Source organism: Nocardiopsis akebiae (genome assembly GCF_018316795.1).
Taxonomy (GTDB): Bacteria; Actinomycetota; Actinomycetes; order Streptosporangiales; family Streptosporangiaceae; genus Nocardiopsis; species Nocardiopsis dassonvillei.
In genome coordinates this window covers 3,490,479-3,508,200 of record NZ_CP074132.1, presented here as the reverse complement: position 1 = coordinate 3,508,200, position 17,722 = coordinate 3,490,479, and the positions used below count along the sequence as shown (strand labels likewise).

Annotated in this window: 22 protein-coding genes and 1 pseudogene; 11 read left to right on the top strand and 12 right to left on the bottom strand. The window is 73.0% G+C overall.

Translation table 11 applies throughout. The features are described from left to right. Window positions 1–107 precede the first annotated feature (107 nt). Window positions 108–734 (bottom strand): TetR/AcrR family transcriptional regulator, encoded by a 627-nt coding sequence (locus KGD83_RS15115; RefSeq protein WP_249351877.1) that lies wholly within the window; start codon window positions 732–734, stop codon window positions 108–110. On the opposite strand from KGD83_RS15115, the gene KGD83_RS15110 reads away from it, so the two are divergent. Continuing rightward, entirely contained in the window at window positions 699–1,550 is an 852-nt protein-coding gene (locus tag KGD83_RS15110) for an SDR family NAD(P)-dependent oxidoreductase (protein ID WP_249352452.1), read from the top strand. The genes KGD83_RS15115 and KGD83_RS15110 overlap by 36 nt on opposite strands. On the opposite strand, the gene KGD83_RS28655 is transcribed toward KGD83_RS15110, so the two are convergent. Together KGD83_RS28655 and KGD83_RS15100 are read right to left on the bottom strand one after the other, a co-directional pair. Then, window positions 1,507–2,295 carry a hypothetical protein gene (locus KGD83_RS28655; protein WP_249351876.1) on the bottom strand — a complete coding sequence of 263 codons (789 nt, stop codon included), beginning with the start codon at window positions 2,293–2,295 and terminating at the stop codon, window positions 1,507–1,509. The two genes, KGD83_RS15110 and KGD83_RS28655, sit on opposite strands and share 44 nt — an antisense overlap. 87 nt (window positions 2,296–2,382) lie before the next feature. Then, window positions 2,383–3,078 carry a GAP family protein gene (locus tag KGD83_RS15100; protein WP_212639821.1) on the bottom strand — a complete coding sequence of 232 codons (696 nt, stop codon included), beginning with the start codon at window positions 3,076–3,078 and terminating at the stop codon, window positions 2,383–2,385. 72 nt (window positions 3,079–3,150) lie between these two features. On the opposite strand from KGD83_RS15100, the gene KGD83_RS15095 reads away from it, so the two are divergent. Further along, window positions 3,151–3,780 carry a TetR/AcrR family transcriptional regulator gene (locus KGD83_RS15095; RefSeq protein WP_212639820.1) on the top strand — a complete coding sequence of 210 codons (630 nt, stop codon included), beginning with the start codon at window positions 3,151–3,153 and terminating at the stop codon, window positions 3,778–3,780. Between the two features lie 245 nt (window positions 3,781–4,025). Continuing rightward, window positions 4,026–4,598, top strand: coding sequence for a GNAT family N-acetyltransferase (locus KGD83_RS15090; protein WP_212639819.1), 573 nt, complete (start codon window positions 4,026–4,028; stop codon window positions 4,596–4,598). Window positions 4,599–4,629: 31 nt separating this feature from the next. Here KGD83_RS15090 and KGD83_RS15085 read toward each other — a convergent pair whose 3' ends face one another. After that, window positions 4,630–5,037 (bottom strand): MarR family winged helix-turn-helix transcriptional regulator, encoded by a 408-nt coding sequence (locus KGD83_RS15085; protein WP_212639818.1) that lies wholly within the window; start codon window positions 5,035–5,037, stop codon window positions 4,630–4,632. 136 nt (window positions 5,038–5,173) lie between these two features. After that, complete coding sequence (locus tag KGD83_RS15080; RefSeq protein ID WP_212639817.1) at window positions 5,174–5,971, bottom strand: methyltransferase domain-containing protein; 798 nt, start codon at window positions 5,969–5,971, stop codon at window positions 5,174–5,176. 284 nt (window positions 5,972–6,255) lie between these two features. Between KGD83_RS15080 and KGD83_RS15075 the strand changes: the two genes are divergently transcribed. Then, on the top strand, window positions 6,256–6,738 hold the full coding sequence (locus KGD83_RS15075; protein ID WP_212639816.1) for a VOC family protein: 483 nt from the start codon (window positions 6,256–6,258) through the stop codon (window positions 6,736–6,738). A gap of 54 nt (window positions 6,739–6,792) precedes the next feature. Here the strand turns inward: KGD83_RS15075 and KGD83_RS15070 are convergent, their stop codons facing one another. After that, on the bottom strand, window positions 6,793–7,074 hold the full coding sequence (locus KGD83_RS15070; RefSeq protein ID WP_338036902.1) for a hypothetical protein: 282 nt from the start codon (window positions 7,072–7,074) through the stop codon (window positions 6,793–6,795). A 243-nt stretch (window positions 7,075–7,317) separates the two neighbouring features. On the opposite strand from KGD83_RS15070, the gene KGD83_RS15065 reads away from it, so the two are divergent. Together KGD83_RS15065 and KGD83_RS15060 are read left to right on the top strand one after the other, a co-directional pair. Then, window positions 7,318–7,455 carry a hypothetical protein gene (locus KGD83_RS15065; protein ID WP_212639815.1) on the top strand — a complete coding sequence of 46 codons (138 nt, stop codon included), beginning with the start codon at window positions 7,318–7,320 and terminating at the stop codon, window positions 7,453–7,455. After that, on the top strand, window positions 7,455–7,736 hold the full coding sequence (locus tag KGD83_RS15060) for a hypothetical protein (protein WP_212639814.1): 282 nt from the start codon (window positions 7,455–7,457) through the stop codon (window positions 7,734–7,736). The genes KGD83_RS15065 and KGD83_RS15060 overlap by 1 nt, the downstream gene beginning before the upstream one ends. A gap of 64 nt (window positions 7,737–7,800) precedes the next feature. Here the strand turns inward: KGD83_RS15060 and KGD83_RS15055 are convergent, their stop codons facing one another. Continuing rightward, a complete protein-coding gene (locus tag KGD83_RS15055) occupies window positions 7,801–9,030 on the bottom strand; it encodes an aromatic acid exporter family protein (protein ID WP_212639813.1) in 1,230 nt (409 codons plus the stop codon). A 100-nt stretch (window positions 9,031–9,130) separates the two neighbouring features. Next, window positions 9,131–9,850, bottom strand: coding sequence for a (2Fe-2S)-binding protein (locus KGD83_RS15050; protein WP_212639812.1), 720 nt, complete (start codon window positions 9,848–9,850; stop codon window positions 9,131–9,133). 216 nt (window positions 9,851–10,066) lie between these two features. Between KGD83_RS15050 and KGD83_RS15045 the strand changes: the two genes are divergently transcribed. The 3 genes from KGD83_RS15045 to KGD83_RS15035 are packed head-to-tail and all read left to right on the top strand — an operon-like array spanning window position 10,067 to window position 13,105. After that, entirely contained in the window at window positions 10,067–11,386 is a 1,320-nt protein-coding gene (locus KGD83_RS15045; RefSeq protein WP_212644440.1) for a sensor histidine kinase, read from the top strand. Then, the gene (locus KGD83_RS15040) at window positions 11,383–12,087 is read left to right on the top strand and encodes a response regulator transcription factor (RefSeq protein WP_212639811.1); all 705 of its coding nucleotides are present in this window, start codon (window positions 11,383–11,385) and stop codon (window positions 12,085–12,087) included. The genes KGD83_RS15045 and KGD83_RS15040 overlap by 4 nt, the downstream gene beginning before the upstream one ends. Before the next feature lie 46 nt (window positions 12,088–12,133). Next, on the top strand, window positions 12,134–13,105 hold the full coding sequence (locus KGD83_RS15035; protein WP_212639810.1) for a DUF4097 family beta strand repeat-containing protein: 972 nt from the start codon (window positions 12,134–12,136) through the stop codon (window positions 13,103–13,105). Here the strand turns inward: KGD83_RS15035 and KGD83_RS15030 are convergent. Next, window positions 13,092–13,508: a hypothetical protein gene (locus KGD83_RS15030; protein ID WP_212639809.1), complete on the bottom strand. Its 417-nt coding sequence runs from the start codon at window positions 13,506–13,508 to the stop codon at window positions 13,092–13,094. The genes KGD83_RS15035 and KGD83_RS15030 overlap by 14 nt on opposite strands. A gap of 128 nt (window positions 13,509–13,636) precedes the next feature. Between KGD83_RS15030 and KGD83_RS15025 the strand changes: the two genes are divergently transcribed. Further along, a complete protein-coding gene (locus KGD83_RS15025) occupies window positions 13,637–14,653 on the top strand; it encodes a Gfo/Idh/MocA family protein (protein WP_212639808.1) in 1,017 nt (338 codons plus the stop codon). Here the strand turns inward: KGD83_RS15025 and KGD83_RS15020 are convergent. Then, window positions 14,631–15,548 carry a GNAT family N-acetyltransferase gene (locus KGD83_RS15020; protein ID WP_212639807.1) on the bottom strand — a complete coding sequence of 306 codons (918 nt, stop codon included), beginning with the start codon at window positions 15,546–15,548 and terminating at the stop codon, window positions 14,631–14,633. The genes KGD83_RS15025 and KGD83_RS15020 overlap by 23 nt on opposite strands. Before the next feature lie 137 nt (window positions 15,549–15,685). On the opposite strand from KGD83_RS15020, the pseudogene KGD83_RS15015 reads away from it, so the two are divergent. Beyond that, a pseudogene (locus KGD83_RS15015) lies at window positions 15,686–16,264 on the top strand (Uma2 family endonuclease). Between the two features lie 5 nt (window positions 16,265–16,269). Here KGD83_RS15015 and KGD83_RS15010 read toward each other — a convergent pair. Beyond that, complete coding sequence (locus KGD83_RS15010) at window positions 16,270–17,226, bottom strand: helix-turn-helix transcriptional regulator (protein WP_212639806.1); 957 nt, start codon at window positions 17,224–17,226, stop codon at window positions 16,270–16,272. Window positions 17,227–17,318: 92 nt separating this feature from the next. Beyond that, window positions 17,319–17,720, bottom strand: coding sequence for a RidA family protein (locus KGD83_RS15005; protein WP_212639805.1), 402 nt, complete (start codon window positions 17,718–17,720; stop codon window positions 17,319–17,321). Between the last annotated feature and the right edge of the window lie 2 nt (window positions 17,721–17,722).

Genomic DNA, 17,722 nt, shown 5'->3' with positions numbered 1-17,722 from the left:
GTCCACCGGATCTGTCGGAGTTGATGCCATGAACCGTAGAACCTCAACAAATATTGAGGTCAAACTCCCGCCCGCCACCACCCGGAGGCCGCTGCGAGGAGAAGGCGTCAGGAGGAGGTGCGGGCGATGGTGCCCGCGGTGAGTGTGGCCAGCATGTCCTGCAGGGCGGCGACGAAGTCCAGCTTGAACGCGGTGAGTGACGGGTCGGCCCGGTAGGCGGCGAGCATCGCCTCGGAGGGGTGGGCGTGCGTCCACACGGCGCCGATCGCCATGATCATGGCCGCGGTCAGGCGCGGGGCGTCCTCGCCCAGTTCGGGCAGGTGGCGGCCGGTCAGCGTGGCGACGGCGGCGACGTTGGCCACGGCCGCGCGCTTGTAGCGGGCGGCCGCCTCGGCGGAGACGTTGTGCTCCAGCACGCCCGCCTGGGAGCTCAGCAGGTCGCACAGGACCCGGCGCCCGGCGAGGGAGCGGGCGACGGCGGCGGCGAACTGCTCCGTGCGCCGCTCCACGGGCGCCGCCCGGTCGATGCCGGCGTCGAGGAGGGCGGGCAGGTCGGCGATCCACTGCCGCCAGGCGCGGTCCAGCAGCTCCAGCAGGATCGCTTCGCGGGATTCGAAGTAGCGCAGCACGTTGGACTTGGCCAGCCCGACCCGGCGGCTCAGCTCGTTGAGGCTGACGTCACCGGCGGGAGCGGCGGTATCGGACTGGAGACCGCTCGCGTCCTGGCCCGGCACGGCGCCCGTGTCATCCTGGCGGGACGCAGCCGGAACAGACTGGACCAGGCCGCCGAGACCGTGCGCGCCGCCGCGCCCGGGGCCCGGACCGACACACTGGTACTCGACCTCGCCGACCTCTCGTCCGTCCGTGACGCCGCCACGCGAATCGCCGAGACCGAGACGATCGACCTGCTGTTCAACAACGCCGGCGTGATGAACCTGCCCGAGCGGCGGCTGACACGCGACGGTTTCGAGATGACGGTCGGCACCAACCACCTCGGTCACTTCGCCTTCGACGCCCGGGTCTGGCCCGCCGTACTGCGTTCCCCCGCGCCGCGCGTGGTCACGGTCAGCGCCATCGCCGCACGGTGGCGTATGGGCGGACTCGACGACCTGATGAGCGAGAAGGGATACCGCGCCATGGGCGCCTACGCGAAGTCCAAGCGCGCCAACATCGTCTACACCCTCGAACTCGCCCGCCGGACCGCGCACAGCCCCCTCGCGGCACTCGTCGTCCACCCGGGATCAGCGATGACCGGACTCCAGCAGCACGGCACCGGGACACTGAGCCGCATCGTCACCCCGGTCGCCGCGCGCCTGCTCATGGGATCGGCGGACGGTGCCGCCTGGCCCCTCCTGTACGCGGCGACCAGTACGCACGTCAGCTCCGGGCAGTTCATCGGCCCGGCCGGCCGCGACCAGACCTCCGGCGCCCCCAAACCCGCCAGACTTCCCACGGGAGCGGACGACGCCGATGAGGCCGGGCGGCTGTGGACGGTGAGCGAACGGCTCACCGGCGTCCCCTTCGACACCGGGACCGGAACAGCTTCCTAGCCCCCGCCAGTCGGCACCCGGAGAGCACACACCCTCGGCCGGCACCCCACCCACGCAAGGAGACGGACTTGAACACCGGACTGATCCTCGGCGGAGGCGGCTGGGGCGGCATCGCCTGGGCGACCGGCGTACTCGCCGCCCTGGGCGAGCACGCGGGGTTCACCCCCTCGGCCTGCTCGGTCACCGTCGGCACGTCGGCCGGCGCCCACGTCGCGGCGATGGCCATGGGCGGAGTCGACCTGGCCGAGCCCGCCCGCGCCGAACAGAGCGGCGCCCTGCTCACGTCACTGGCACCGCGACCCGAACCGACCCGCGACACCACCGCCGACACCGGTGGCGGCACCAGCGCGGTGCCGCCGGAGATCATGCGCCTGATGCCCTCCCCCGAAGGACCGAGCACCGAGCGGGCACGCGCCATCCGTGACGGGTGGGCGGTTTCCCCACGTCCGGAACTCCCCGGTGCGGCCTGGGCGCCCGCCCACCAGGTGGCGGTGAGGCAGGAGCCGACCACGGACACGGGCGGCAGCACCAGGCGTCCAGCCAGCTCTGCGGGCAGGCCAGCGGAGTCAGGGGCCGACGCGGGGACCGGCTCCTGGATCGGGGGAGCGGTAGGGGCGGCGCGGCACCGGTCGGCGGCCAGGGCCGTCAGGACGACCGCGAAGGCGATGGGGGCCAACGGCAGGCCCAGGAGGATGTGGCGGGTGTCGGCGAGGAGCCGGGCGACGGGGTCGCGGGTCGTGTCCATGGCCCCGAAGTCACGCCCGGCCGGGGCCGGAGTCAGGGCGGTACGGGTGCGGGCCGGGGGTGGCGCCGCCCCGTCCGGGGCCTTCTGTCACAGGGCGTCCAGGAAGGCGACGGCCCCGTCGAGGATCCCCGTGAGCCACAGCCCGTGCCGCAGGACCAGGAAGCCGACGATGCCGATGATCCAGCCCAGGGCCTCCCGGGAGCCGGACTCGACCTTGGCCCGCCAGCGCTCCATCCGGGGCCGCAGCCGCTCACCGGAGGCGCGATAGGCCAGGTAGAGCAGGATCGGCGGGAGCACCATGACGACGTTGTAGGCGGCGAGCAGCGGCACCCAGGCCGTGGCGGAGAGACCGGCGGTGGTCATGATGCCGACGGCGCCGAAGTAGGGCAGCGCGGTGCCGCCCTCCAGCAGGCCGGTGGCCAGGCCCAGCGCGACCATCGCGCCGGTGCGCAGCGAGGCGGGTCTGCGCTGCCGGCGCGGCCCGCTCGGCATGAACAGGGCGTAGGCGAGCGTGCCCCCGCCCAGCACCACCATCACCCAGCCCAGTACGGGGCTGTCGGCGAGGTCGTCCAGGGCCTCGAACGCGAAGCCGAGGCCGAGCATGAGCGCGCAGCCCAGGGCGAAGTAGAAGGCGGCGACGGTGGCCAGGTAGACGAACAGGGGACGGGCCACCGACCGCGCCCCGCTGAGTAACACGTACAGCGAGACCCCGATGGTGGCGGGGCTCAGGGTGTCCAGCAGCGCCAGTCCGGCGACCGGCAGCAGCACTTCCGGGGACGGCATCGGGATCTCCTCCGCTATCTTTTTCATACGCCTGTGCCAAATAAAATAACACAGATGTGTTAGAAAGGTGGGGTGCCCAAGATCGTCGACCACGAACAGCGCCGCCGGGAGCTGGCCGAGGCCCTGTGGCGGGTCATCGCCGAGTCCGGCCCGGCCGCCGTGTCCATCCGCTCCGTGGCCGCCGAGGCGGGCTGGTCCCCCGGAGCCCTGCGCCATTACTTCCAGACCCGCGAGGACCTGCTCGTCTTCGCCATGAACCTGTCCGAGGAGCGCGTCACCGCGCGCGTGACGGCCCTGAACGGCGCCCAGGACCCCGACACCCCGTTCCTGGACCGCCTGGCCGAGTACGCCGAACAGCTCCTGCCCCTGGACGCGACCCGCCGCGCGGAGTACCGGGCCTGGGAGGCCGCCGGGCTGCTGGGGGAGTACGACCGCGACCGGGAGCGGCGCTGGAACAGCCAGCGCAGGCTCTACCGGCTCCTGACCGCCGCCCTCGCCCAGCAGCCGGTGGAGGACCCCTTCCAGCCCCACCCCGACCCGTGGGTCGAGGAGTGGTCCGGCTACCTGCACACCCAGGTGGACGGGCTCGCCCTCCAGCTGATGGTCACCCCGGGCATGAAGGGCCCCGAGGGGGCGCGGCGGGAGCTGCGCGCCTTCCTGGCCCGCACCGAGGAGGCCTGGCGGCACCACCAGGCCTCCTGAGCGGTCGGCGTCCGGGGGACGTAGTGGCCCACCGCGCCCCGGCCTCCGTGTCCACAGCCTCTCCCGGCGGGGCTGGGCGGCGCCTCCGTGCTGACCACGGAAACCACCACGGACCGCGGGCCCCGTACCCACGCGGCGCCGGCTTCCGGACGTCCCTTGAGTCCCTCTTGCCCCAGGGGTCCGTGTTCTTCGCTATGTCCGGTGGTCGATACTGGGGGTGCCAGCGGCCGGGACCAACGGGGGAGATGCGTGTGACCACCAGCAGTGAGACGGCTTCCGGGCCCTGGACCGACCTGGCCTACAGGACCGCCGTCACCGATGACGTTCCCGCGCTCGTCGAGCTGGTCAACTCCTGCTACCGCGGCGACTCCTCCAAGCAGGGCTGGACCACCGAGGCCGACCTGCTCGACGGCCAGCGCGTGGACGCCGGGGGCATGGCCGAGCTGCTGGCGCGCACCAACACGATCGTGCTGGTCGCCGAGGCCGAGGGTCGGATCGTGGCCTGCTGCGAGCTCCAGCGCGGCGTCAACGGCGCCTACTTCGGCATGTTCTCGGTGCGACCCGGCATCCAGGGCGGGGGCCTGGGCAAGCGGGTCCTGGCCGAGGCCGAGGACACGGCGGTGCGCGAGTGGGGCTGCCGCCTGATGCGGATGAAGGTGCTCAAGCAGCGCCCGGAGCTGATCGCCTGGTACGAGCGCCGCGGCTACACCAACACCGGCAAGACCGAGCCCTTCCCCTACGGTGACGCGACTTTCGGTCTGCCCAAGCGCGCGGACCTGGCCTTCGTCGAGCTCACCCGGGAACTGCCCGCCCCCTGACCGGAGCGCGGTCGGGCGGGGGCCGGCCGCGTCAACCCTGTTCGAGGTTGGCCGACATCCGCTCCAGCACGTCGACCGCGGTCCGGTACTCCTCGTCGCTGATCCCCCGCGAGATACGGCGGCGGGCCTCGTCGACCCTGGCGAAGAGGGCCTCGTGCGCGTCCTCTCCCGCCGCGCTGAGGTTCAGGGAGACCAGGCCCTCCACCCAGCCGCGCCGGCGCAGCTCCTCCACCACCGGGGTGACGCTGTACTCGTCCTCGTCCAGGAACGCGGCGAGCCTGCGGTCCAGGTCGGCGATCGTGCCCGGTTCGGTGTGCAGGGAGTTGAGCACCTGCCAGTGGCGGCGCCCCAGCGACTCCGCGGCCAGGGTTCGGTCCAGGTCGTTCTCGATGAGCCGGTCCAGGTGCTTGAGCCAGTAGCCGATCGGCAGGTCGGACATGGTGCTCCTTCCAGCGGGGACTGCGCGGGCGTCCACTCTCCGAGACACGTCGAAGATAGATCGCCGCACCGCGCACCGCCAACGACCGGCGGCGGTGTCGGCGCGGGGGCCCGGGCCGCGGATCCCTCGTGGCGGGTCAGGCCCGGCACAGGATCGCGCCGCGCGGGACCACGAACACCCCGTCGGGGTCCTGGCTCCAGGCCGTCCAGCCCGCCGAGACGCGCTCCAGCTCCTCCCGGGTGGCGTGGCCCTCCGCGACCGCCTGGCGGCCCATGTCCGACTCCAGGATGCGCCGGGACCACATGCCGCCCCACCAGGCGCGGCGCTCGGGGGAGGAGTGGTTCCACACCTCGGCCACGTAGGTGACGTCCTCGAACCCGGCCTCGCGGGCCCAGGAGGCCATGCGCCGCCCCGCGTCGGGCTCGCCGCCGTTGGCGCGCGCGACGCGCTGGTACAGGTCCATCCACGCGTCCAGCTCGGGCAGGCGCGGGTACCAGTACATGCCGGAGTAGTCGCTGTCGCAGGCGGCCACGACCCCGCCCGGCCTGGCCACGCGGCGCATCTCGGCCAGGGCCCGGACCGGGTCGGCCACGTGCTGGAGGACCTGGTGGGCGTGGACGACGTCGAAGGCGTCGTCGGGCAGGTCCAGGTCGTGGACGTCGCCGACCCGGAACTCGATGTTGTCCGCTCCGGCCTCCCGCGCGCTGGCGCGGGCCAGTTCGACGGCCTCGGCCGAGGCGTCCACGGCGGTGACCCGCCCGGGGGCGACCCTGCGGGCGAGGTCGGCGGTGATGCTGCCCGGGCCGCAGCCCACGTCCAGCAGCGAGCGGCCGGGGACCATCCGGTCCAGGGCGTAGGCGGCGGAGTTCTCCGCGTTGCGCCAGCGGTAGGAGTCGGTGACCGTGGGGTGCTGGCCGTGGGTGTAGCGCGTCATCGGAACGCCCTCTCGTGGGTCGCAGGCGGGAGCGAACACCTGGGACCCTACACCGATATCTCTTTGAGTGAGATTCCATTCTCGCAATATGAGACAAGGGGTGGGGTGGCCTGTTCGGAGTGTCCCTCCCGGGGCCGCGGAGGCGACCGGCCACGGAACCGGCGAGAGGGGTGAAACTCCTGGGAAAAACCCCGCCCGGGCCGATGAGTTCCGCCGCCCGGACGCGTCATCACGGATAGGGCGGACGCGCGCAGGGCCGCGCCGCGCACCGAGAGGACCAGACCATGACACGGCTCAACAAGATCACCCCCTGCCTGTGGTTCGACACCCGCGCCGAGGAGGCGGCCCGCTTCTACGTGGGCCTGTTCGACAACTCGCGCATCCTGCGGGTGCGGCACTTCGGCCCCGACGGGCCCCGGCCCGCCGACATGGTGCTGACCGTGGACTTCGAGATCGACGGCCAGCAGATCACCGCGCTCAACGGGGGCCCGGAGTTCACCTTCTCGGAGGCGGTCTCCCTCCAGGTGGTCTGCGACAGCCAGGAGGAGTCCGACCACTACTGGGCAAAGCTCGGCGAGGGCGGCGAGGAGGGCCAGTGCGGCTGGCTCAAGGACCGCTTCGGCTTCTCCTGGCAGGTCTTCCCGGCCGAGTTGGACGACCTGCTGGCCGACCCCGATCCCGGCCGGGCCGGACGCGCCATGCGGGCCATGCTCGAGATGGGCCGGATCGACCTGCCCGAGATCCGGCGGGCCGCGGACGCGGCCTGACCCACGGCGGCCGTCCGCGCCGGGAGACGGCGGCGCGGACGGCCGCGTCCGGTCTCAGACCCGGGCGAGGGACAGGTAGGCGAAGCCGAGCGTCTCCCGGGCGCCGCGCAGCCAGAAGTGCCGGTGCCGGTCGGGCCTGGCCCGGACCTCGCCGGCATCGGGGGAGTCGGGGTTGCGCTCCAGCCGCTCCTCCCGTCCCCGGGCGTGCCGGGACTCGAAGTCGTCCCATTCCTCAAGGGTGGCCTGCGACCGCGCCCGCAGCCGGAAGCCGTGGGAGAGGGCGGGGTCCACCAGGTCGGGCAGCGACCGGTACTGGGCGCGGGGGATGTCGGTCATGGCCTCCCGCTCCCCGGGCGTCGGAGAGCGGGCCGTTGAAGCCGACGTCGCGGTACAGGGGAGGCACGGGCGGTGTGGCCGTCCGAACACCCTGGCGGGGGAGCCGCTGCCCGTCCATCGGTTTCCGGCGCCCCGCGAGGACCCTGTAGGCGCGCCGGGCCCGCCCGTCATACCCGGGTCTGACGCCTGGATCCAGCCCCCGCTCCGACGCCGAGGACAGGCCCGGCGGGGCATCGTCGGGGCATGACTCCTCCACCACGCACCACCCACGGCACCCCGCACGCCGCGAGCGGCCCGGGCCGCGTACTCCCCGTGGAACGCGCGGACGCCTTCCCCGGCCGCCGGGTGGGCGGCGTCGCCATGGTTCTGGGCCCCTGCTGATGCTGGCCGGGGCCCTGTTGCGCGTCCGCTTCGACTTCTTCTTTCCGGGGCAGCTCGCCGCGTACGCCCTCTTCGCGGTCGGCAGCCTGCTGCTGTGGCCCGCCGTGGCCGTGCTCGCCGCCCGTGTCGGCGCACGCGGTCCGGGATGGGGACTGTGGGGCGGGCTGCTGGCGATGTCCGGCCTGTTCGCCCGTACCTTCCACGCCGGAGCGGACCACATGGCCTTCCGGCTGGCCGCCGCCGGTGTGGCCCTGGCCGCCTGGCGGTCCGGCCGCGCCTGACCAGTGCCGCCGCCCCTCCGGGGCCGCCGCGTGACGGGCGGCCCCGGAGGGGATCCGACCGCGGTCAGATGTGGCGGGCGCCGCTGGACCCGTCCGCGGAGCCGGGGCGGTCCACGTAGTTCATGACCACGTCGCAGCTGTACTGGAACTCGTCCATGAGCCGCTGCGCCTCGATCAGGAGCACGCCGTAGGGCAGCCGGAGGTCGTCGAAGGGCGGGGAGTCCTCGGCCTCCTTGATCCGCACGAGGTCGTCGTGGTGCTCTTGGGCCTCCTCCGCGAGCTGACACAGCCTCCGGGCCTGGGAGCCGAGGCGGTCCTGGTCCAACCCGCTGAGCTCGCGGGTGATCTCGGCGACCGAGGCGAGGAAGTTCCCGTAGAGGCGGAGGAAGTCCTGGTAGACGGAGCGCTCCTCGTCACGGCTCCACAGGTGGATGCTGCGGGCCAGGGAGCCCAGCTGGTGGGTGGTGCGCTCCAAGGCATCGACGAGCTGCTGGTAGCCCTCGAAGGCGACGTGGTGGCGGTGCCTGCGCAGGAGCCTGGCCGGGTTGAGGTAGACGCTCTCCCAGGCGGTGTCCACCGCCGAACGCGTCTGCTGGACGGTGGACGCGAGCCGGTTGGCCCGCCGCCGCCAGTCCTCGGCCTCGTCCTCGGTCAGGTTCCCCCGTTCCATTCCGCGCCGGATGTCCCCGATCAGGTCGCACTCGGAGTGCGCGAGGGAGCGGATGGCGTACTCCGCGCTGCGGAAACGCATGGGTGGCAGAACGAGGACGTTGACCGCGGTGCCGATGGCGCAGCCGATGAGCACCAGCAACAGGATCTGGGAGAGGTCCACCAGGCGCCCGGTGTAGCCCTGGGAGGTCAGGAAGGTGGAGAAGGCGAAGAACGCGGCCGTGACCACCTGGGAGCCCTGGCTGCCCAGGGGCCTCCACCGGCCGATGATCAGGGCGATGAGCGTGACCACGACGAAGGTCAGCATGTCCGGGCCCGCGGCGAAGCCCAGGACGGCCTGCACCGTGATCCCCAGCGCCACCGCGCCGACGTAGCGCAGCGACTGGACCACCGACTGGTAGACGGTGACCTGCATCATCAGGACCGCGGTGAAGGGCGCGAAGGCCGGGGAGCTGGCCTGGATCAGGTGCTGTGCGACGAACCACGCCAACGAGGCGGCAAGGGCGCTCTTGCCGATGGACAGCGCCGTGTGCCGTTCGTGCCCGTCCGAGCCCACCGCACGGCTCACCCACGCGCGTGCGCGGGCCACGGCCCCGTCCGCGCCCGTCCTGTCCCGACCCGCCACTGGTTCCTCCTACCGGTTCCTTCGCCGACCTTCTTCCACGGCCCCAGCTACCCCGGGCCGGGGGCCGCGAAGCGCGGTCGGGGAGACGGGCGTGGGTCACTCAGCGGCGCAGGGCGCAGTCCCCGCAGTACCCCCCGTCCGGAACCCGGTAGTACAGGCAGCACGTGGTGCGCCGGAACACTCCCAGCCCGGAGGCGTCCACTCCGGTGTAGCCCCCCGTCCCGGCCAGGGACGCGCGCCCCAGCAGGTCCGCGGCCACATCCCCGGCCCGCGCGCGCACCGCGGGCCGGTCCGCGCCCAGGGCGCGCACGGCCCCGGCCAGGGCGGCGGCGGTGTTGCCCCGCAGCAGCCCCGGCGCCACCCCGCCCGCGCCGGCCAGTCCGCGAGCCGCACGGGCCAGGACGCCGAGGACCACGGTGCGCTCGACCCAGTCGGCGAGTTCCGCCGTCCCCCCGGTCACCGCCGCGGCCTCCTCCTGCGAGGTGCGCAGCACCACCGGCCCCTCCCTGTGCGGGTTCCAGTGGAACCGCGCCGCGTCCACCAGCGCCCCGTGGCACAGCCCGGCCGCCAGCACCGGCGAGAGCAACCGCGTCGCCAGCCCCTGCTGGAACACCGACGCCGCCACCCGCCACTCCACCACCGCCTCCGGCCGCCCCGCCAGCTCCGCCAGGCGGTTCCGCGTCCGCTCCACCTCGGCCGCGAGGACGCGGGGCTCCAGAGCCCCGCCGCCTCCCAGCGGCAGCCACCCCGGGCCGGGAGGGGCCGCCTCCACGGCGAACAGCGTGTTGACCCGGCCGACCTCCGCCAGAACCGGCCGCACCGCAGTCGTCCCCGCTCCGTCCACCCCGCACCCGTCCTTCCCCTCGACCGGAAACACGCGAGTGGTGCCAGCACCACCGGCACTCCACGTGCTGTTGGGTTCGTGCTCCGGGGCCGCCGAACCTAGATTGGTCGCGTGACCGGTCAGAGCACGCGCGCCAGCGCCAGGAACGGCGGGGGAGGGGGGTTCCTCACCGCCCTCGCCGCCCTGCCCCGCGTGGCCGAAGCCTACGGGTCCGGCTGGCGCGTGCGCGCGGTCGAGGTCCTGCACCTGATGACCTCGCTGGCCCTGGCCCTGTGCTACCTGGTGCCCGCGTTCATGCTGGTGGTCTCGGCCACCTGGATCGGCTTCGCGGTCTCCGGCCCCTGGCTGCCCGAGGTGTCCCGGCTCGTCCCCGACCGGATGCTCTCGGACTCGCTCGCCTTCCTGGTCGGTCTCCCGGCCCTGGCGACCCTGCTGGCCCGCCTGTCCTGCCGGGTCCAGCGCAACCGGCTGGACAACGTGTTCGGGATCGTGGAGACCAGCCCGCCCGACCCCCTGGCCCACGACAAGCCGCTCGTGCGCACCTGGCGGTTCGTGTTCGGCCGCGACGCGTGGTCGGCGGTCGTCTACAGCACCGTCGCCGGACTCCACGGCCTGCTGGCCGGGGGCGTGGTGGTGGTGCTGGTGGTGTGCGGCGGGGCCTCGGTCGCGGGCGCCCTGATGGGGATCGTGTTCGTGCTGGTGATGGGCTCTCCCGGCGACCTGGTCGGCCCCCTCGTCCTGGTCGTGTTCGGGCCGTTGTGCGCCCTCGTGGGCCTGCGCCTGGCCCCCTACATGGTCGCCACCGAGGTCCTGCTGCACCGCAGACTGCTGTTCGAGGCGCCCGAGGTACGCATCCGCCGCCGACTGCTCCACGTCCAGGACAGCCGCCTGCGCATGGTCGACGCCGCCGAGGCGGAGCGCCGCCGCATCGAACGCGACCTGCACGACGGCGCCCAGCAGCGCCTGCTCGCCCTGACCATGACCCTGACCAGGGCGCGCTCGCGCGTGGCCACCGACCCCGACACGGCCCTGGAGCTGATCACCGAGGCCCAGCGCGAGTCCCGGGAGGTCATGGACGAACTGCGCCAGGTGGCGCGCGGACTCCACCCCCGGGTCCTGACCGACCACGGACTGGGCGCGGCCCTGCCCGTGGCCGCCGGACGCGCCCCGGTCCCCGTGCGGGTGGACGTCGAGCTGGGGGAACGCCCCTCCCCGCGCGCCGAGGGAGTGGCCTACTACGTGGCCTGCGAGGCGCTGAACAACGTCGCCAAGCACTCCGGGGCCACCGGGGTCACCGTGGCCGCGGAGCGGGTGCCGCGCCCCGCGCGCGGCGGCGGCGACCTGCTGCGGCTCACCGTCACCGACGACGGCTCCGGAGGGGCTGCTCCACGGGCGGGCACGGGCCTGAACGGCCTGTGGGACCGCGTGGACGCGGTCGACGGCGTCCTGACCATCCACAGCCCGGCCGGCGAGGGCACCGTCCTGACCGCCGACATCCCTTGGGAGGCATGACCGTGTACACCGGTGCGAACCCCGTCCAGCCCGCGGAGAGGGGGCCCAGGGTGGTCATCGCCGAGGACTCGGTGCTGCTGCGCAGCGGGATGGCACGCCTGCTGGAGGACGCGGGGGTGGAGATCGTCGCACAGGTCGGCGACGCCGACGCGCTGATGCGGGCGGTGGAGGAGCACCCCGACGTGGACCTGTGCCTGGTAGACATCCGGATGCCGCCCACCTACTCCGAGGAGGGCATCCAGGCGGGTATCGCCATCCGCCGGAGTTATCCGGAGGTCGCGGTGCTGCTGCTGTCCCAGCACGTGGTCAGCCGCTACGCCGCCGACCTGCTCGGCAGCGGGGCCAGCCGGGTCGGCTACCTGCTCAAGGACCGGGTCGCCGACATCGACGAGTTCCTCACGGTGCTGCGCCGCGTCGCCGGGGGAGGCGCCGCCATCGACCCGGAGGTGGTCTCGCAGCTGCTCAGCCGCCGACGGGACAACGCCCTGGCCCGGCTCACCCCGCGCGAGACGGAGGTGCTGGAGCTCATGGCGCAGGGGCTGAACAACGCGGGCGTGGCCTCGCGGCTGACCGTCACCGAACGCGCCGTGGAGAAGCACATCCGCTCGATCTTCACCAAGCTGGACCTGGGCCACGACGACCACGACCACCGCAGGGTGCAGGCCGTGCTGCGCTACCTGCGCGGCGCGGACCGGGACTGACCGCGGACACCAGAGGGGGCGCGAGCCCAACGAGGAAGGAAGAACAGTGACATTCAAGGCACGGGGCCTGTACGCCTCGTCGAGCAAGGAGCCGCGCGGGTTCCGCGTGGGTCCGTGGCTGCTCCTGGGCGCGGTGCTGGTGCTGGGCGTGGTGGTGGCGACCGCCTTCTCGGTCCTGGGCAACGTGGGAGTGGACCGCGGTACCCGCAGCGACGCCTACGACGCGCCCCAGGCCCTGGAGATCGAGAACGGCACCGGCGGCGACGTCGTCCTCACCGGCGGGGCCGAGCGGGTGCAGGTGGACCGCACCCTGCGCGGGACCCCCCTCACCGAACCGGAGGAGGACATCGAGGAGGACGACGGCGCCCTCCAGGTGGAGGCCGAGTGCCTGGGAGTGCCGTTCTTCGACGGCTGCCGGATCGACTACGAGGTCGCGGTCCCGGTGGGGACCGCGGTGACCGTGGAGACCATCAGCGGCCGGATCAGCGTGGAGAACGTCGACGGCGAGCTGGAACTGGGCAGCACCAGCGGCGAGGTGCGGGTGGACGGCAACAGCGGCGACGTCAGCGCCGAGTCCCTCAGCGGCACGATCGACGTGACCGGGGTGGAGGGTTCCGTGGTCGCGGAGACCACCAGCGGCCGGATCATCGCCGAGGGGGCGGGGGAGCACCTGCAGGCCGCGAGCACCTCCGGTGACGTGGACGCGTCCGGGTTCGACGCGCGCACGGTCGTGGCCGAGTCCACCAGCGGCGACGTCCGGGTGGGCGGCGGCTTCACCGAGGCCCAGGTCTCCACGGTCTCGGGGGGCATCGGGGTCGCCACCGACGAGGCCTTCGACCTGCTGAGCCTGGAGAGCGTCAGCGGCGGGGTCGACGTGCGGGTGCCCGAGGGCGTCTACGAGGTCACCGGAGAGTCCGCGTCCGGGGAGCGCCGCGTGGACGTGGACACCTCCCCGGAGGCGGAGGCCCGCATCCAGGCCGACACCGTCAGCGGCGCACTCAGCGTCACGTCGGGTTAGACCGGCCCGCTCCGGCGCGCTCGAAGCGCAGTGCCGCCCAGTCCGAGTCGATCGGCACCTGGGCGGTACCGCGCCACCCCGAGTCCAGGAGCGGGCCCCAGCCCCGGTCCGCGGCCAGGTCGGTGATGATGGTGCCGCCGCGCCGGGGGTAGCACGCCCACAGGCGGGTGTCCGGTCCCACCGCATCCAGGACGCGGGGAGCCTCGCGGCCCACGGTGCCCCGGTCCAGGGCGAACAGGTGCACGTCGTCGTAGTCGGCGCCCTCGATGGGGCCCAGGTCGATGTGGATGTCGGGGGGCGGTTCCAGCAGCCGCAGGTAGCGCTCGGGGGCGTTGAGGACGAGCAGCCGGTCGCCGGGGCGCACCCCGAGCCGCTGGGCGAGAGTGCCTGGGTTGTCCGACATATCCCCCTCCGTTCGTGGCCTGCGGGCGCCCTCGCCCGTCTCCTGGCCACCGTACGGTCCGCGGCCGCGGAAACCGAGCACCTTCCCCGCCCGCACCCCGACGGGACCCTGTTTTTTAGGATGCCCCCATGACAGATGAAAACGGCGTACTGCGCTGGGGCGTGCTCGGGACCGGCGGCATCGCCCATTCCTTCGCCGAGGCGCTCGGGTCCACCCCCACCGCCCGGCTCACCGCGGTCGGCTCGCGCACCCCCGAGCGCGCCGAGGAGTTCGGCCGGGCCTGGGACGTCCCCGAACGCCACGGCAGCTACGAGGACCTGGCCCAGAGCCCGAACGTGGACGCCGTGTACGTGGCCACCCCCCACCCCTGGCACCACCCCAACACCCTGACCTGCCTCAGGGCGGGCAAACACGTCCTGGTCGAGAAGCCCATGGCGATGAACGCCCTCCAGGCCTCGCAGATGGCCGAGGCGGCCCGAGAGGGCGGCCTCTTCCTGATGGAGGCGATGTGGACGCGCTACCTGCCGGCCTCCCGCCTGGTGCGCGACCTGGTGGAGGACGGCGCGATCGGCGAGGTGCGCTGGCTCTCGGCCGAGTTCGGCTTCAACGCCCCCTACGACCCCGACCACCGCCTCTTCAACGCCGACCTGGGCGGCGGCGCCCTGCTCGACCTGGGCGTGTACCCGCTGGCCTTCGCCTCCCAGCACCTGGGCGAGCTGACCGTGGTGGGCGCCACCCGCCACCTGTCGCCCGACCGGATGGTGGACACCGCCACCACCGTTCTCGTGCGCGGCGAGAACGGGGGCACCGGCTCGCTGTCGTGCGCCTCGCGGACCACGCTGCCCAACCGGGGGGTGCTGGCCGGGACGAAGGGCCGGCTGGAGATCCCGAACTTCTGGATGGCCACCGACGTGGTGCTGCACCGGGACGGCCACGAGCCGGAGTCCTTCTCCCGCCCCTTCCGCGCCAACGGCTACGAGTACGAGGCCGAGGAGGTCGCGCGGTGCGTGGCCGCCGGTGAGCTCGAGAGCCCCGACATGCCCTGGGCCGAGAGCCTGCGCCTGGCCCGGATCATGGACCAGATCCGCGACGTGGGCGGCCTGGTCTACAGCCCGGCCACGGTCAAGGCCGTGCCCCTGGCATGATCCCGGCCGCTCCCTGCCTCTCCTTCCTGGGAGCGGTCCCACGCTCGAGTTCGGCGGCTCCCGCGGGAAGGTCCCCGGCCTGCTGCGGGCGCCGCCGGGCGTGCAGAAGACGTGCCGCGCTGGCCCGCGCCAGGGCGGGCACGCTCATGCGGACCACCATCAGCAGGGCGTCGCGGGGGCCGACCTCGTGGGCGAAGTAGTCGTCGAGCGCGAGATGGCCGCTGCGGGGCCGGGTGCCGTAGATCCGGCCGTCGAACACGCGATAGGCGTCGTGGATGAGCAGCGTGTCGGGGTCCAGGTTCGGCTTGTCGCCCAGCCACTCGGCGGCCTCGCCAGCGACGCGCCGGACCCGAGCGGGGAGGGACCGGAGCTCATTGGGGAAGACGCGCGCGTCGCCCAGGCTCTGCCGCCACGCGGCGTAGACGGCCGGGTGGCGGGTGCGCAGGACGACGTAGGTGGTCCGCAGCGGGTGGGCGAGGACCTCACGGGTCAGGAAGTGGATCATCAGGGCCGCGGACAGGCCCGAGCGGCGGTGGGCGGGGACCACGCCCGCCGCGTCCAGGTACACGGCGCGCCGGGAGGCGAAGCGGCGGCGGTGGTAGCCGCCCCAGCCGACGGGGGAGCCGTCCGGCCCCAGGATCAGCGCCAGGGAGGAGACCTGGTCGAAGAAGCCCGCGTCGATCCGGGCGCGCCAGTAGGACGAGTGGTCGGCTCCGAAGGCCCGCGCGGCCAGGTCGCGCAGGACGCGGTGCAGGCGTTCGCGGCAGCGCGGGGACAGGGTCGCCGGGGAGTCCCAGCGGGCGAGGCGGTAGCCGGGGCACAGGTCCCGGACGGTGGGCGGCGCGCTCAGGTCGCGCAGTTCGGGGCCGTGGTCGTGGACGGTCACCTGCACCACTACTTTCACTACTCTCCGGAAAGAAACGACTCCCTAAAGTAGTGGTTTTGGCGCGCGTTCGGGCGAACTCCGCTCGAACGGGAGGGGGTCGGGCTACGATTGCCACACAGGTGTCCTCCCACGAGGGGTAGGCGGGTATGTGCGGACAACCGGTACCGGACTGGCTCTTCCCCCGGACAGAGGCTTCGGAGCCGAGGACCTGGACTCTATACCTGATCTGCCCCATACAGAACTGATCGACGGAAGCCTCGTTCTCGTTAGCCCCCAGAAGGTGTTCCACAGCGCATTGCTGGATGTGCTCGTGGCCGGACTGTACTCCTCGACTCCGTCCAGGTACCGCGTGCGCCGCGAGATCTCCCCGACCCTGGCACCCAGGCAAAGACCGGAGCCGGATCTCATGGTTGTCGAAGCCGAGAGTTCCACTGGCAAGGACCAGACGGGTTACACACCAGAGTCTGTGTTGCTCGTTGTCGAGGTGGTTTCGCCCGAATCAGCGGTACGTGACCGAAAAGCGAAAGCCCCTTCTGTATGCAGAAGCGGGTATTCCTCACTTCTGGCGCATTGAGGACAATGACGGCAATCCTGTTGTCTACGTCTATGAGCTGGATCAAGTGAAGACATGCTACGTCCCGATGGGAATCCACCACGGGCGCTTGAAGGTCGAACAGCCCTACCCCATCGACATCGATCTCAGCGAGCTACAGCGGCGCATCTGAGGCCCTCAGCCCGAGGCCGCCGCGCGGCCGAACCTCTCCGAGAGGCGGGACATGTGCCCGCGCAGCTCGGCGGGCTCCTCCACCTCCATCTCCACGTCGAGCATGCCCAGGTAACAGGCCATGTGGAGCAGCGAGTCCCCGGAGCACACCAGAACGCACGTGCGCTCGTCCAACGGCTCGATCCGCCCGAAGCCCGCCGCCGTGCGCTCGGCCTCCTCCGCCGGGACGAACAGCCTGATCCGCGCCCGCACGGGCCACATGTGCACGTCCATGCGCTCCCGCAGGTAGGCCGCGACCCCCTGCTCGGGCGGGTCGCGCGGGGGTACCCGCGGCCCGGTCGGCGTGAGCGGGCGCATCCGGTCCACCCGGAAGGTGCGCCAGTCGTCGCGCTCGGTGTCCCAGGCCACCAGGTACCAGCGCCGCCCGCGCGCGACCAGCCGGTGGGGCTCCACCACCCGGCGCGAGGCGCTGCCGTCGTGGCGCTCGTATTCGAAGCGCAGCCGCTCGCTGTCCCGGCAGGCGGCGGCCACCAGCGCCAGCACGTCGGCGTCCACCGTGGGCCCGTCGGAGGGCATGGGAACGGTGAAGGCGCCCAGAGCGTCCACCCGGCGCCGCAGCCGCGAGGGCAGCACCTGCAACAGCTTGGACAGGGCGCGCACCGAGGTCTCCTCGATCCCCGACACCCCGCCCTGGGCCGCGGTGCGCAGCCCCACCGCGACCGCCACGGCCTCGTCGTCGTCCAGCAGCAGCGGCGGCAGGGCGGCGCCCGCGCCGAGCTGGTAGCCGCCACCGGTGCCCATGGTGGCCCGGACGGGGTAGCCCAGCTCGCGGAGGCGGTCCACGTCGCGGCGTACGGTGCGCGGACTCACCTCCAGCCGGTCGGCGAGTTCGCCGCCCGGCCAGTCCTTGCGGGTCTGGAGCAGGGACAGCAGGCGCAGCAGGCGCGCGGAGGTCGCTCTCATCCCCGCAGTGTGTCAGGAGTGGAGGACGCTTCCGGCCCCGCACTCCTGACGCCGGCCGGTCGGTCAGGATGCCCAGTCCGGGGGAGGGGGCCTCAGCCGGTCACCGCGACCGCCTCCACCTCGACCAGCTGGTCGTCGTAGCCGAGCACGGCCACCCCGAGCAGGGTGCTGGGCGCGTCGTGCCCGCCCATGTGCGCGCGCACCACCTTCCAGGCCGCCACCAGGTCCTCCTGGCGGGCGGAGGCGACGTAGACCGTGGTCTTGACGACGTCGGCCAGGTCGGCTCCGGCGTCGTTCAGCGCGGTGCGCAGGTTGCGCATGACCTGCTCGGCCTGGCCCGCGTAGTCGCCGACCGCGACGGTGCGGCCGTCCTCGTCGAGCGGGCAGGCGCCCGCGGTCCACACCACGCGCGCGGGCTCCTGGACCGTGGCGGCGTAGGCGTAGTCCACGGCCTCGGTCAGGTTCTGGCTGCGGATCAGTCGGACGGCGCTCATCG